Source organism: Kribbella sp. NPDC054772 (assembly GCF_053611945.1).
Genome location: NZ_JBSHBJ010000018.1, coordinates 25,220 through 40,287, shown reverse-complemented (window position 1 = coordinate 40,287; position 15,068 = coordinate 25,220). Strand labels below are relative to the sequence as shown.

At 68.0% G+C, this 15,068-nt stretch carries 8 protein-coding genes; 2 read left to right on the top strand and 6 right to left on the bottom strand.

Going from position 1 to position 15,068, the window contains the following annotated elements:
- Positions 1-9 precede the first annotated feature (9 nt).
- Genes ACWGID_RS25560 through ACWGID_RS25545 form a run of 4 tightly spaced genes read right to left on the bottom strand, consistent with a single transcriptional unit; the run spans position 10 to position 6,574 of the window.
- On the bottom strand, positions 10-1,164 hold the full coding sequence (locus ACWGID_RS25560) for an ABC transporter permease (RefSeq protein WP_452200576.1): 1,155 nt from the start codon (positions 1,162-1,164) through the stop codon (positions 10-12).
- A 6-nt stretch (positions 1,165-1,170) separates the two neighbouring features.
- Positions 1,171-2,169 (bottom strand): ABC transporter permease, encoded by a 999-nt coding sequence (locus ACWGID_RS25555; RefSeq protein ID WP_452200574.1) that lies wholly within the window; start codon positions 2,167-2,169, stop codon positions 1,171-1,173.
- 3 nt (positions 2,170-2,172) lie between these two features.
- Positions 2,173-4,155, bottom strand: a complete 1,983-nt coding sequence (locus tag ACWGID_RS25550) for an ABC transporter substrate-binding protein (RefSeq protein ID WP_452200572.1) — start codon at positions 4,153-4,155, stop codon at positions 2,173-2,175.
- Between the two features lie 7 nt (positions 4,156-4,162).
- Positions 4,163-6,574 (bottom strand): Ig-like domain-containing protein, encoded by a 2,412-nt coding sequence (locus tag ACWGID_RS25545; RefSeq protein WP_452200570.1) that lies wholly within the window; start codon positions 6,572-6,574, stop codon positions 4,163-4,165.
- Positions 6,575-6,804: 230 nt separating this feature from the next.
- Between ACWGID_RS25545 and ACWGID_RS25540 the strand changes: the two genes are divergently transcribed.
- Positions 6,805-8,577 carry a glycoside hydrolase family 127 protein gene (locus ACWGID_RS25540; RefSeq protein WP_452200568.1) on the top strand — a complete coding sequence of 591 codons (1,773 nt, stop codon included), beginning with the start codon at positions 6,805-6,807 and terminating at the stop codon, positions 8,575-8,577.
- Positions 8,578-8,692: 115 nt separating this feature from the next.
- Positions 8,693-11,506 carry a glycoside hydrolase family 2 TIM barrel-domain containing protein gene (locus ACWGID_RS25535; RefSeq protein WP_452200566.1) on the top strand — a complete coding sequence of 938 codons (2,814 nt, stop codon included), beginning with the start codon at positions 8,693-8,695 and terminating at the stop codon, positions 11,504-11,506.
- Here ACWGID_RS25535 and ACWGID_RS25530 read toward each other — a convergent pair.
- Entirely contained in the window at positions 11,490-13,598 is a 2,109-nt protein-coding gene (locus ACWGID_RS25530; protein WP_452200564.1) for a DUF6351 family protein, read from the bottom strand. The genes ACWGID_RS25535 and ACWGID_RS25530 overlap by 17 nt on opposite strands.
- A gap of 37 nt (positions 13,599-13,635) precedes the next feature.
- Positions 13,636-15,063: a cellulase family glycosylhydrolase gene (locus ACWGID_RS25525; protein WP_452200562.1), complete on the bottom strand. Its 1,428-nt coding sequence runs from the start codon at positions 15,061-15,063 to the stop codon at positions 13,636-13,638.
- Positions 15,064-15,068 lie beyond the last annotated feature (5 nt).

Here is a 15,068-nt window from a genome sequence, read left to right as displayed (position 1 = left end):
GTCAGGTCCTCACTTGTACGGGTCGGCGGCGTCCCGCAGACCGTCACCGACGAAGTTCATGGCGAGTACGACGACCACGACCGCGAGGCCCGGGGTCAGCAGCCAGGGGGCGGTGGCGACCGCGCGGACGTTCTGCGCGCCCTCGAGCAGCACACCCCAGCTGACGGCCGGCGGCTGCAGACCGAGACCGAGGAACGACAGGCTGGTCTCGCCGAGGATCATCCGCGGCACCGCCATCGACACCGACGCGATGATGTGGCTGGCGAACGACGGCACCATGTGGCCGAAGATGATCCCGGTCCGGCCGACCCCGTCCAACCGGGCCGCCATCACGAAGTCCTCTTCGCGCAGGCTGAGGAACCGGCCGCGGACGTCCCGCGCCAGACCGGTCCAGCCGATCAGCGACAGGATCACCGTGATCGCGAAGTACCTCGTCAGTGGTCCCCAACTGCCGGGCAGGGCCGCCGACAACGCCATCCACAGCGGCAGCGTCGGGATCGACATGATGAACTCGATGATCCGCTGGATGATGTTGTCGACCGTGCCACCCAGATAGCCGGAGATACCACCGATCAGCATGCCGAGCAGGAAGCTCGCGAACACCCCGACCAGTCCGATCGACAGCGATACCCGGGCACCGTGGATCAGCCGCGACAGCAGGTCCCGGCCGGACTGGTCGGCACCGACGAGGAAGAACGGTTCGCCGGCCGTGGTCGGTCCGATCAGGTGGATGTCGGACTTGAGCGGCCCGAGGATCGAGTACTCGTCGCCGCGCACGAACCACCCGACGTCGACGATCTTGGACTTGTCGACGGTGAAGGTCTGCTCGAAGGTCTCCTGGTCGCGCGTCGAGGAGTACCCGTACACGAACATCCCGTGCTCGCTGTCGATGTGCACCCGCTGTGGCGGGGCGTACGGCAGCGCGGTGTGCGCGGTGTCGGCGCTCGACGGGGCGAAGAACCCCGCGAAGATCGCGATGAAGTAGATCGGGATCAGCACGATCAGGCCGATCAGCGCCAGCCGGTGCCGGCGGAACTGCCGCCACATCAACCGCCACTGCGGCAGCGCGCCGTGATCGCGAAGACTCTTCACCACCTCCCCGGGTGCCTCCGGCGAGGTGCCCGGCGGTCTTTCGGGTGCGATCGTCTCGGTCTGCTGGACCATCTGGATCTATCCCTTCTGGAACCGGGTGCGGATCCGCGGATCCCACCAGGCCAGTGCGAGGTCGCTGAGCATCGTGCCGATCACCGTCAGCGTGCTGAGGATCAGAACGAAGCTGCCGACCAGGTACATGTCCTGGCTCTTCACCGCCCCGAGCAGCAGCGGACCGCTGGTCGGCAGGCTCATCACGACCGACACGATCGTCTCGCCGCTGATCAGGCCGGGCAGTAGCCAGCCGACCGTGCTGAAGAACGGGCTGAGCGACATCCGGACCGGGTACTTGAGCAGCAGCTTCCACTCCGGCAGTCCCTTGGCGCGGGCGGTCGCGACGTACGGTTTGTGGAGCTCGTCGAGCAGGTTGGCCCGGGTGATCCGGATCAGTCCCGCCGTACCGGCGACCCCGACCACCACGATCGGGATCCACAGGTGCGATATCAGGTCGATGAGCTTGCCCAGGTTCCAGGCCGCGTCGGCGTACTCCGGTGAGAACAGTCCGCCGACGCTCTGGCCGAAGTACCGGAAGCCGACGTACATCATCACCAGCGCGAGCATGAACTCCGGGACGGCCATTCCGATGAAGCCGAGGAACGAGGCCAGGTAGTCGCCGGTGGAGTACTGCCGCAGTGCGCTGTAGATGCCTATTGGGAACGCGATCGCCCAGACGAACAACAGGCTGGCCACCGACAGCAGCATCGACAGCAGTACCCGGCTGCCTATCAGACTGGATACCGACTGGTTCCAGGCGAACGACTGACCGAGGTCGCCGTGCAGGACGACGCCCCCGATCCACGTCAGGTACTGGACCATGAACGGCTTGTCGAGACCGTAGTGCCGCTTGAGCTCGGCGATCTGCGAGTCCGGGATGTCCTGACCGCGCGCCTCGGCGTTCGCGATCACCGTGGTGGTGTAGTCGCCCGGCGGCAGCTTGATGACCACGAAGGTGACGAACGAGATCGCCGCCAGCGTGATGAACATCCAGACCAGCCGCCGGGCCACGAAGCGCAGCATCGGCTACTGCTCCATCGAGAACTGTTCGGGGTGCACGATGCCCGGCGCCACCGACTCGTTCATCTCCGACGGCACGTTGTGGAAGTCGTTCTTCACCACACCGTAGGTGTTCGGAACCGAGCTGATCCCGATGTAGTAGAACTGGTCGGCCGCGATCTGCAGCACCTGCTTGCCGAGGTCCAGGGTCTTGTCCGGGTCCGGCTCCTGCCGCGCCTTGGTGAACAGCTCGAGCTGCTTCTGTACCTCGGCCGGCGGCTTCATCCCCTTCTCGCCCTTCGACTGGTACCACTGCGCCCAGCCGATCCCGTACCGCGCACTGCCGTCATTGGTCGGCACCCAGTAGTGGTCACCACCGGTACCGGTCGGGAGGACGAACGTGCCGCAGGTCCAGGTGCCGGCGTCGTGGTCGTTGCCCTTGACCCGTTCCTTGTAGAGGTCCTCGCTGACCGGCTGGGCGCGGAGCTCGATCCCGACCGCGGCCCAGCGCTTCTTGATGAACTCGATCGCCTCGACGTGGTCGGGGAACGACTCGCTGACGAGCACCGTGACCGACACCGGCTTGCCGTCGGCGCCGAGCCGCTTGCCGTCCGCCGACTTCTTGGTCAGACCGGCCGCGTCCAGGTGCTGGTTGGCCTTCGCGGCGTCGAACTCCACGAACTGGGTGGCCAGCTGTTCGTTGTAGTACGGCGAGTCCTTCGGCGGAGCACCCTGCCACGGTTCACCCTGGCCGGCGTACACCGCGTCGATGACCTCCTTGCGGTTGATCGCCAGCGACAGACCGGTCCGGAACTCCTTGTTCGAGAACAACGCGCGCTTGGTCGCGTCCTTGTGCGTCAGGTTCAGGCCGATGACCATCGTGTTGGTGAGCTGCGTCGGCACCTCGATGATCTTGTAGTTGCCCTTCTGCCGGTTCTGCGCGACGACCGGCTTGTTCTGCGGCGTACCGAAGTTCCGGTACTGCATGCCGAACTCGCCGTTCATCACCTTCAGCAGCTCGACCTGGGCGTCCTGGACGACCTCGATGCGGCAGTTGTCGATGTAGGGCAGCTGGCGGCCGGCGTCGTCGACCTTCCAGTAGTACGGGTTCCGGGTCAGGGTGACCGCGGAGCCCTTGCCGAGCCCGGTGGTCACCTTCCACGGCGCCAGCGTCGGCTGCTCCGGGTTCGTCCACGGGTTCTGCTTCTGGGTGAACAGGTCCGTCCAGCTGCCGACGCCGGCCTTCTTCGCCAGCGCGTTCGCGGACTTGTTGTACTTCAGGTGGAACTGCCGGAAGTAGTGCTTCGGCAGCACCATCCCGTAGGCACCCTCGCGCAGGAAGATGCCGTCGGCGATCTGGCCGAGAAGCGACGGCTGCGGCGCGGTGTAGGTGATCGTGACCGTGCGCTCGTCGGTCTTCTCGACCTTCGCCAGCTTCTCGGTGTCCGGCGACAGGAACGCGTCGTAGATCCCGTCCGGGTGCAGACCTTCGTCGCACTGCACCTCGAGGATCGTGAACAGCATGTCGTCCGCGGTACACGGCTTGCCGTCCGACCACTTCAGGCCCTCGCGGAGCTTGAAGGTGAACACCTTGCTCTCGGCATCGACCGTGAACTCGGCGGTGTTCGACTCCATCTCGTCGTACCCGGGCTTGCCGGTCTTGTCCGGCTTCCAGCGGACCAGCGGCTCGTAGTTCATCGCGTACCACAGCCACTGGGTGTCTTCCTGGGTCAGCATCGCCGAGCGCCAGGTGCCGCCGTACTGCGCCTTGCCCTCCAGGGGCTTGATCACGGGCGGGTTCTTCGGCAACCGGTCCGCCAGCGGAGGCAGCGAGCCCTTGTCCACCAGGGCTTTCAGCAGCGGCGATTCCTTCTCGCCGGCCGCCGCGGCCTGTGCGCCGGACCCGGCCGGCTTGGTGTCGAAGAAACCGCAGCCGGGGATGGTCGCGACCGCCAGGAGTCCGAGACCGCCCTGCAGCAGGCGCCTACGGTTGATGGTGCTTTCAGACATGTCTACCTCACTGCTGCTCGAGCGTGATGTTGCTGAACTGCGCCGTCCCGTAGTCGACGAGACCGTTGTCGATCTGGCCGCCGTCGACGGCGAAACCGATGTAGAAGGTCCGGCTCGGCATCACGAGCTTCTCGTAGCCGAAGCGGTCCCACTTGACCTGATCCGTAGAGATGAACGCCTCGAACTCGACGTCCCCGAACTGCGGGCGCTCGCGCCGGAGCAGCCGCAGCCAGTAGACCTTCGTGTGGTCCAGGTACGTCCCGTCCCACGGCCACGGGCCGACGCTCGGCACGGTGCCGTCGGTCTGGATCCGGATCGCCTGCGCCTTCATACCGCCGTCGTCGGTGGCGGTCGGCGCGGCGCTCGCGTTGTCGTTGACGGTGCCGTACCCACCGGCGACGCCGTACCCGATGCCGCCGTACATGTACGGCGCGGCCGGGTCGAGGCTGTCGCGGATCATCACGCCCGCGGTCAGGCCGTTCGCGACCTTGCTGATCTTGTCCAGCCGCGCGGTGATCTGCGAGACCGCACCGGCACCGCCGACCTGGAGCTTGCGGTACACGTAGTGGAAGTTGCTGTTCCGCCCGTAGATCCGGCCGGAGCCCTTGATCGTCAGGACGCCGTTCTCCAGGTTGCCGGAGCCCGGGACCGGGGGCTTGCCGACCGCGGTCGAGGTCCAGGCCGACGTACCGGTCTGCCGGTTGACGTGGACCTGGACGGCGGTCGACTGCGTCGACGTACCGTTCTGGTCGGTCGCCCGTGCGGTGAGCCAGTAGGAGCCGTCGGCAACATTCTTCCACTGGACCTGGTACGGCGCACTCGTCGCGCTGCCGATCAGCTGGTCCCCGGAGTAGAACTCGACCTTCGCGAGCCGGCCGCCCTTCGCGGCGGCCGCATCGGCCTTCACCGTGACGGTCGGCGCCGTCCGGCCCGGGATCGTCTGGTTCTGCGCGGGGCTGCTGATCGCGACCGTCGGGTTGCCGACCGGGTCCGGGACCAGCGAGTTCAGGTAGTTCTCGAGGTACGTGTAGCCGTTCGGGGCGATCTTCTGCGCGTCGGACGGGTCGTTGGGGTCGAGGCCGTTCGCCTTCTCCCACCAGTCCGGGATGCCGTCGTGGTCGGAGTCGACCGGCGCCTCTGCCTGGACGAGATCCGGGTAGCCGCCGACGTCCTTCTGCGAGTTGATCAGCCGGCCGGTGCCGTTGCGCACCTCCGCGATCACCCGGGCGTCGGCCGCGTCCCGCTTCGGCAGGATCGCACCCGCGCCGGCGAGCACCGCGTCGTACGCCTTGTTCGGCGCCTGGAGGTCGCCGCGGCCCGGGATCGAGTGCGGCTGGGTCAGCTCGACGATGCCGCCGATCGGGTAGCGGATGCCCTTGCGGTTGTGCGCGGTGACGTCCGGATAGCCCTCGACCTGGTTGCCGGCGACGTACCACTGGCCGCCGCGGTTCGCGCTCAGCACGACCGGCGCGACCTCGTCCTGGGTGGTCGGGCCCGGCTTGTAGAAGTTGTTCATGATGTTGATGCCGTTGGCCCACTCGCCGCCGTACAGCGACGTGTACCCGTAGTCGTAGATCACGTTGTTGTAGTGGTCGACCTCGAGCGTGATGCCTTCGGTGTAGCCGAACCGCGGGTTCCGGCCGCCCTCGTGGGCGATCAGGTTGTGGTGGTAGGTGTTGCGCTCACCACCCCAGATGCCGCCGTACCCGTGCCGGTTCTTCGGGTGCGCGGACAGCGCGAGGCCCTCCGACACGATGCACCACTGCACGGTGACGTCGTAGTTCCCGTACGGCGACAGGCACTCGTCGACCGCCCAGCTGAACGAGCAGTGGTCGATGATCAGGTTGCGGATCTCGGGGCTGACCGAGCCGGGGACGTTGGTGTTGAACGAGTCGTCAGCGATCTCGTTCTCGTCGCCGAGCCGGAAGCGCAGGTAGCGGATCACGATGTCGTGCGCGCTGCCCTTGATGTTCGTGCTGTGCCCCGCCACGCAGATCCCGCCACCAGGCGCGGTCTGGCCGGCGATGGTCAGGTTGCTGCCGGCGATCAGCAGGCCTGTCTCCAGCTGGATCGTGCCGGAGACCCGGAACACGATCGTCCGGTCCGAACCGGAGACAGCGTCGCGCAGCGATCCGGGTCCGGAATCGGCCAGCGTGGTCACCTCGTAGACGGACCCGCCGCGGCCGCCCTTGGCCCACTTACCGGCACCTTCGGCGCCGGGGAAGGCCGGCAGCTGGTCGTCGTTCGCGGTCCGGCCGGCGGTGCTCGTCGCACTCGCGGTCGGCGTGATACCCAGCGACGCGACGCCGATGGCGGCCGCGGTGGTTCCGACGAAACCACGCCGGGACCAGCCGGGCGGTGTCGTCGAGATCTGGGGCGGCTCTGCGGCGGACGCGGTGTCCGGGGAGGGATTGGTCATCGGCCATGCCTCGCTTTCGGCAGGGGGCGGCTGCTGAGGTGCGCAGTCTCACTGAATATCTAGTCAACTCCGAATGGAACGACGGCCCTCATGGTCACGGAGGTTACGAGCCGATGTCAAGGGCGTGACGCCGATAAATTGCAATCGTTTGCACACAGCGGTTTCCCAGGCCGCAATCGTTTGCACTGAACTCTTGCCCCGACCTCGCAGGCGATGGTTACCTTGCCTCCATGCCTTTGCGCCCACTCCCCCTCGGCAGCTCCCAGCTCACCGGTGGCTTCTGGTCGAACCGCCAGCGGATCAACCGGGAGACGACCATTCCGGCGGCCGCCCGGCGGCTCGAGGAGGTCGGCACCCTGCGGAACTTCCGCCAGGCGTCCGGGCAGGAACCGGTCACCGGATTCGAGGGCAAGCTCTTCGCCGACACCGACGTCTACAAGTGGCTCGAGGCGGTCGCCTGGGAACAGGCCCGCGGGCGTTCGGACCAACTCGCTTCCTGGCAGTCCGGCGGCAGCGCGCTGGTCGCCGCGGCGCAAGAGGCCGACGGCTACCTGAACACCTACACCACGCTCGCACTCGACGGCCGGCGGTACGGCGACCTGGAGAAGGGCCACGAGCTCTACTGCGCCGGCCATCTGTTGCAAGCAGCCGTCGCGCAGGTGCGGACAACTGGGGATCGCATCCTGCTCGACGTCGCGTGCCGGCTCGCCGACCATCTGTGCAAGACCTTCGGGCCGGGCCGGTTGGAAGGTGTCGACGGGCACCCACTGATCGAGATGGCGCTCGTCGATCTCTATCGCGAGAGCGGAACCGCGGCGTACCTCGAGCTGGCCGCGTACTTCGTCGAGGCCCGCGGGCACGGGATGCTCACGGTCCCGGGTCACCACGGACCGGCGTACTTCCAGGATCACCTGCCGGTCCGCGAGGTGCGGACGATCGCCGGTCACGCGGTCCGGGCGCTGTACCTCGCGGCCGGCGCGACCGATGTCGCGGTGGAGACCGGGGACGTTGAGCTGCTCGACGCGTTGCGGGCGACGTGGTCGACGATGGTCGAGAGTCAGACGTATCTGACCGGTGGCGTCGGCGCCCGGTGGTACGGCGAGGCGTTCGGCGACCCGTTCGAGTTGCCACCGGATGCGGCGTACTGCGAGACCTGCGCGGCGATCGCCAGCGTGCAGTGGAGCTGGCGGCTGCTGCTCGCGACGGGTGAGAGCAAGTACGCCGACCTGATCGAGCGGACGCTGTACAACTCGGTGATCTCGGGCGTCTCGCTCGCCGGCGACCGGTTCTTCTACGTGAACGCGTTGAAGGTGCGGAACAACGCCTTCGCGGACGACCAGCGTTCCGCGGTTGGTGGACGGCAGCCCTGGTTCGGGACCGCGTGCTGCCCGCCGAACGTGATGCGGACGCTGTCGTCGCTGGATCAGCTGATCGCGACGTCGGACGACGACGGCGTCCAGGTACAGCTCTATGCGCCGGCCTCGGTGACTGCGGACCTGCCGATCGGGCGAGTCGGGTTCGAGGTACAGACCGACTACCCGTGGCACGGGACCGTGCGGGTGCGGATCACGGCGGCGCCGGACGCGCCGTGGACGCTGGGGCTTCGGATCCCGGCGTGGGCCGACAGTCACCGGCTGACCGTCAACGGGCACGAAGGACCGCTGCGGCGAGTGTGGTCGGTCGGCGACGAGGTCGTGCTGGAGTTGCCGGTCGCGGCCCGCCGTACGACGCCGGACGATCGGATCGACTCGGTGCGTGGCTGTGTCGCGATCGAACGCGGCCCGTTGGTGTACTGCTTCGAGCAACAGGACCAGGACGTCGTCCTCGACGAGACGGCCGTCGTCGCGGGCGAGCTCGTCGAACGCGAGCAGCCCGACCTACTCGGCGGCGTGACAACCATCGAGGTCCCGGGACGGGACGGACCGTTGACAGCGATCCCCTATTACGCGTGGGCGAACCGGACGGTCGGACCGATGACGGTGTGGATCCGGGAGGACGCGTGACTCTGTATATGCCGCGACTCCGTCGCGGCGGGTCATCGGGCTGTGACTCCCGTCCTTCCCTCGTCGCTCCGGTCGCTACGCTCCCTGCGCTCCTCAGTCCAGGCTGGGAGGCCCGATGACCTACTGGGAAGATCCCGGCCCGGGGTACGGCGTGCTGCCGGCGCGGGCCGCCGTACGGTCGGATGCGCCGCGGCTGAGCCTTAACGGTCAGTCGCGGTTCCGGTGGGCACCGACCGTGGCGGAGGCCGCGCACGGGTTCGAGGCGGTCGACTTCGACGACTCGGACTGGGACTGGCTGCCGGTGCCGTCGAGCTGGCCGATGCACGGGCACGGGAGTCCGGCGTACACGAACCAGAAGTACCCGTTCCCGGTGGACCCGCCGTACGTGCCGGACGAGAACCCGACCGGCGATCACCGGCTGGCGTTCGAGCTCCCGGCCTCGTGGACCGGGTCGTCGGTACTGCGGTTCGACGGCGTGGACTCGTGTGCGCGCGTCTGGCTGAACGGGGTCGAGCTCGGAGTGACGCGCGGTTCGCGACTGCCGGCCGAGTTCGCGGTCGGCGAGGTACTGCGCCCGGGGCGGAACGTGCTCGCCGTACGGGTGCACCAGTGGTCGTCGGGGTCGTACCTCGAGGACCAGGACATGTGGTGGCTGCCCGGGATCTTCCGCGACGTCACGCTGATCGCGCGGCCGGTGGACGCGGATGTGTTCGTGCACGCGGACTACGTCGACGGTGCCGGTGTGCTGCGGGTGGAGTCGGTCCCGGGTGCCGTCGTACGGATCGCGGAGCTCGGCGCCGAGGTGCCGTGCGGCGAGTCGGTGACGCTCCCGGCCGTCGAACCGTGGTCCGCCGAGGAGCCCCGGTTGTACGACGCGGTCGTGGAGCTGCCCGGTGAGCGGGTGTCGCTGCGGATCGGCTTCCGCACGGTCGAGATCGTCGACGGGGTACTGCGGGTCAACGGGCGCCGCATCGTCTTTCACGGGGTCAACCGGCACGAGCACGATCCGGTGTTCGGTCGCGCCGTACCGTACGAGCGGATGCGCGACGAACTGCTGGTGATGAAGCGGCACAACATCAACGCGATCCGGACCAGCCACTACCCGCCGGACTCGAAGCTGCTGGAGTTGTGCGACGAGCTCGGGTTCTGGGTGATGGACGAGTGCGACTACGAGACGCACGGCTTCTTCCTGCTCGACTGGCAGGGCAACCCGGCCGGCGATCCGCGGTTCCTGGACGCGTCCGTGGACCGGATGCGGCGCACGGTCGAGCGGGACAAGAACCACCCATCGGTGATCATGTGGTCGCTCGGCAACGAGGCCGGCGTCGGGCCGAACCTGACCGCGATGGCGGAGTGGACCCGCGACCGGGATCCGTCGCGACCGCTGCACTACGAGGGTGACCTGTCGTGTGCGGACGTGGATGTGTACAGCCGGATGTACGCGTCGCACGCGGAGGTCGAGGCGATCGGCAAACGGGCCGAGAAACCGTTGGACGATCCGACGTTGGACGCGCGCCGGCGGGCGATGCCGTTCGTGCTGTGCGAGTACTCGCATGCCGGAGGCAACGGTCCCGGCGGACTACCGGAGTACGAGGAGCTCTTCGACCGGTACGAACGCTGCCAGGGCGGCTTCCTGTGGGAGTGGATGGAACACGGCATCCTGCGGGCCGACGGTTCCTACGGGTACGGCGGAGACTTCGGTGAGGAACTGCACGACGGGACGTACGTCCTCGACGGACTGGTCTTTCCCGACCTGACGCCGCAACCGGTGCTCGCCGAGGTCCACAAGGTCTACGAACCGGTCCGCCTCACCGTCACCGACGACGTCCTGACCATCCACAACCGGTACGACGTGTCGGACACCTCCCATCTCTCGCTGCACTGGGACGTCGCCGACGAGGGCACGGTCGTGGCCCGCGGCACAGTCGACCTCCCGCTCATCTCGGCGGGAGACTCCGCCACGGTCAAACTCCCCGACCTGCCGGAGCTCCAGAACCGTGAACGCTGGCTGACGATCCGAGCGGTCCTCACCAGCGACACCGACTGGGCACCTGCTGGTCACGAGGTGGCCTTCACCCAAACCCAACTCTCCGCTGCGCCCGCCAAGCACTCCCCCAGGAAATCGCTCGCGCTCGGGCCCGCGACGTTCCATCCCGAGACCGGACGACTGATCGGCTTGCAGGGCTGGGACGTCGTGCATCGTCCGCTGGAGCTGTGGCGAGCGCCGACTCAGCACGACGCCCGGACCTGGGACGCGACGACGTTGGACCGGAAGTCTCGATGGGCCAACGCCGGGCTTGACCGGCTGCGGTATCGGACCGTCTCCGTGGAGCGGTGCGATGACGAGCTCACGGTGGTGACGATGGTGGGGGCCGCGGCGACGGACGCGCGGGTGCTCACGACGTACCGCTGGACGACCGATGGCGAGAGTGTGACGGCCGATGTCGAGGTGGAGCCGTTGGGTGAGTGGTTGGTGCCGTGGGCGCGGCTGGGGGTGACGTTCGGCGTGCCGGCGGGCTTCCGGCAGGTGACCTGGTTCGGCCAGGGACCGGGACAGGCGTACCCCGACTCACGCTCGGCGGCCCGGATCGGCCGCTACACGAGCACGATCGACGACCTGCAGGTCCCGTACCTCTACCCGCAGGAGAACGGTGCCCGGGGCAACGTCCGGTGGGCCGAGCTGTCCGGTAGCGCCGGCCTGCTCCGCCTGACCGGCGACCCGGACTTCGCGATGACTGTCAGACGCTGGACGATCGCCGACCTGGCCGCCGCGCAGCATCCGGCCGACCTGCACCCGAGCGATCGCGTCTGGATCACGCTGGACGCACTGCAGCACGGTCTCGGCAGTCCGACCAGCGGTGCCCCGATCCTCCCGCCGCACGATCTCCAACCGCGGAAGCACCACTTCAGGTTCAGTTTGGGTAGCTGAGCCAGGTCCCGGCGAGCGGCTGTTGATCGATCCCCGGCTTCGACCAGTCACACACACCGTCGGGGAAGATCGTCAACAGCTGCTGCCACTGCGCGTCCGTGAACCCGGGGTACTCCGACCGGGCGGGCTCGCGCAGCTCGCACTTGATCACATCCGACGCGACACGGGCGCCAGCCACCTCGCGGGGGAACGACGCCGACGGGAACAACTTCTCGCACCGCGACGACGGGTTCCGGTCCAGCGGCTGCGCGATGAACCCACCCGGTCCGCGACACCCCTCGGCCAGCCCGGACGGCTTGGCCGCGACGATCTTGTCGATCCGCGGCCGGCTCGTCCCGTCGGCGGTCAACTGGGTCAGCCAGCTGTCCATCTCGTCGACCGCGTGCCGCAGCAACGGGCTCGACGTACTGAACAGCCCGTACCTCGCGTCCTCGAGCAGGCTCACCTGGTTGACCGAGGTGCCGTTCGCCTTCTGCAACCGGGCCCGCATCGAGAGCGTGTGGTACCGGACGTGGATGTCGCCGTACGCCAGGTTGTCGGAGTACGCGCGGTAGTCGATGATCGGCACGTCCTTCAGCCCTCCCCCGCCGTTGGTCATTCGCCCGGTCCGGTACGCCGTCCGCACGGCCTCCGGGTCGGCCACGGTCCGGGCCGGGACCAGATTCGCGTCCGCGTCGAAGCCACCGATCCGCTGGTTCAGGTCGAGGAACTGCGCCGGCGTGATCACCCCGGACCGCAGGACCTTGAGCCCGTACTGCACGCCCACGTTGTCGAGCGGTCGCCGCGCGAACCCGGTCGCCGGATCAGCGCCGTACTCATTGATCGCGTGGTCGAAGACATCGCAGCGTGTCCCGCGAGGGTTCGTCACCGGGTTGTACCGCAGGACCACGGGGACAGCGGCACAGTTGCGCCGCGGGTCGATCCGGGCGGCGCTGATCGCCATACTCGGCAGCGTCGCGTACTTCGCGAACCCGGCCACGCGGCGCTTCTGTTCCCGCGTCCATTGCACCGTGCTGCGGCTGTCGAAGTACGAGTCGAGCAGCCGCGCGTCGCTGATGAACGGGATCGTGCCGAAGCCGACGTCGGGGAACGAGCAGCCGACGATGATGCCGTCGAAGATGCCCGGGTAGTTGTCGGTGATCTGCTGCGCCTGGTAGGAGCCGCCGGAGCAGCCGAACCCGACGGTGAACTCCGGCTGCCCGTAGTGCTCGACGAACAGTTCCTTCGTCATCATCGCGGACTCGGCCGCGGTCACGTCGTTGCAGTTCTGCCCGAAGACGTTCTGCGACGACGACATCAGCGCGTACCCGCGCCCGAGCAGGAACGGATCCGTGACGCTGCCGGTCGTCGCCCCGGACCGGTACCACCCGCCGGCGCAGCCGCCGCCGAGCGTGAAGATCGCGCGACCGTTCCAGGCCTCCGAGCGCCGGATAGGAGTCGGCGCGCCCTCGCGCAGCGGATCGTGCAGCATGCTGGTCTGCACGACCGCCCGGTTCGCGCTCCCGGTCTCCATCCGCACGATGAACGGATCACCGGAGTCCGTCTCCGCGAGATCCGCCGGGTACCTCGTCGCGCCGGCCGGCCATTTCGCCCAGCGGCGCGCGGTGGTCCGGTAGAAGTAGTCGACCCGCGGCGCGATCGTGCAGTCGGCGTCCTGCGCCGGTCCGAGCGTGCCGCCGATCACCGGGATCTTGAACTTCGCCGTCTCACACGCGAACGGCTGCTCGTGCGGCCCCGAGAACACCGGGCCTTCCCGGGGGTAGTTGCGCACGTCCAGCGTCGTCCGCCGGCCCCCGGCCTCGGCCCGGAGCACGTTGGCTCCGGGCCGGAGGTTCTTGACCAGTCCGGTCCGGCCGGTGTCGTCAGGGACGAAATCCCCCGACACGTCCTGACCGTTGAGCGACACCCGGACCTGACCGTCCGGATCGGGGGCGTCGACGTGCACCAGCGCGTCGCCGCCCGTCACCGTGTCGGCGCGGCTGGAGAGGACCTCCAGCTTCACCGGCCGCGCGGCGACCGCCGGCACCAGCGGGAACACCAGGGCACCCGCGATGAACGCAGCGACGAATCGTCTCGGTCGGGACGCTGGCAACGGCCTCCTCCAAGTGAGCCGGCCGGCCACTGAGGGCTCAGTGAGCGGCCACCTCGTAGACGCGGGCAATGTCCGGTGTCGTGTTCGACGGGTCGGTGACGGTCAGGCGTATCTGGTCAATTGTCGCGGATGGCCCGGGCACCGAGACCAGCGACCGGGTGTTACCGGTGACACTGCCCAGTTGGACCCACCCGGCGGCGGTGTGCCCTTCCACCATGAACGCGGTCAGCGTGGTCCCGGTGGCGACGTTCGGATAGCCGTAGCCGCTGTACACGTCGACCTGGTTGACGTCCTTGAACGCACCGAGGTTCAGCGTGAGCACCGGCGTCGTGTCACCGACCGCGGACATCCAGCGCCCGCTGTCCGTACACGCCCCGTCGACCGCCTTCGCCGCACCCGAGTTCGCGTCGTACGTCGAGGACGCGGTCGCCGTCGCCCCGCGGGCGAGATGGCTGGAACACGGTGACGTCGCCGGAGCGCCGGCCAGCCAGTCGCGGATGAAAGCACCCTCGTACTCGCCGGACAGCAGGTTCCAGAACTTGTCGAACATCACCGGGGCCCAGAAGTTGTCGAACACCCAACCGAGCCACCCGATCTGTGGACGCGCGTCCAGGTACTGCCGCAACGGCAGCCCCCAGCCGGACGTCGTACCGGCGGTGACCGCGTTCGCCGCCGGCGACGGGTCCCAGCCGAACTCTGTCAGGACGACCGGCAATGTCGCGGCCGCCGTACCGAACTTGGGATCCAGGCTCGCGGCGGTCGCCGGGCCCTGGTTCGGGTACAGGTGGTAGACGTAGGCGATGTTGCCGCCGGTGATCGGATCGGTGAGCGCCCCGTTCAGCCGCGTGCTCCACGAGGGGCTGCCCATCAGGATGACGTTGGACGCGACCGACCGGATCGAGTTCACGACCGGCTGGATGTAGGACTTCCAGGTCGCCCAGTTGTCCGGGGCGATCGGCTCGTTGAACACCTCGAACAGCACGTTCGGGTTGTTCGCGTACCGCGGCGCGATGAAGTCCCAGAACCCCTTCACGTCGGACTGCGGTACGGCGCCCGCGGCGTCACCGTAGTTGCGGACCAGGTGCAGGTCGATGATCACGTAGAGACCCTTGGCCACCGCGTGGTCGACGTACGGCTTGATGTAGGTGGCGTCGTAGGCGTTCAGGTCCTTGCCGATCGCCTCGGTGACGAGCAGCCGCAGCACCTTGGAGTGCCAGCCGTTCGCGACCGTCATGTCGATCAGGTCGTTGATCGGCTTGGAGTTGCAGTCGGTGCAGACGTCGTTCTGCTCGGGGGCGATGACGGAGACACCTTTGAGGGTGACATCGGTACCGGCGCTGTTCTTGATGCGATTGCCTTCGGTGTGTAGCGCGGGGAGTGCGGTGGTGGACGCCGAGGCGTTCACCAGGACCGCGGCGGAGAGGAGTAGCGCAGTACACAGGGCGGCCAAAGACTTTCGGAGCACAGCAT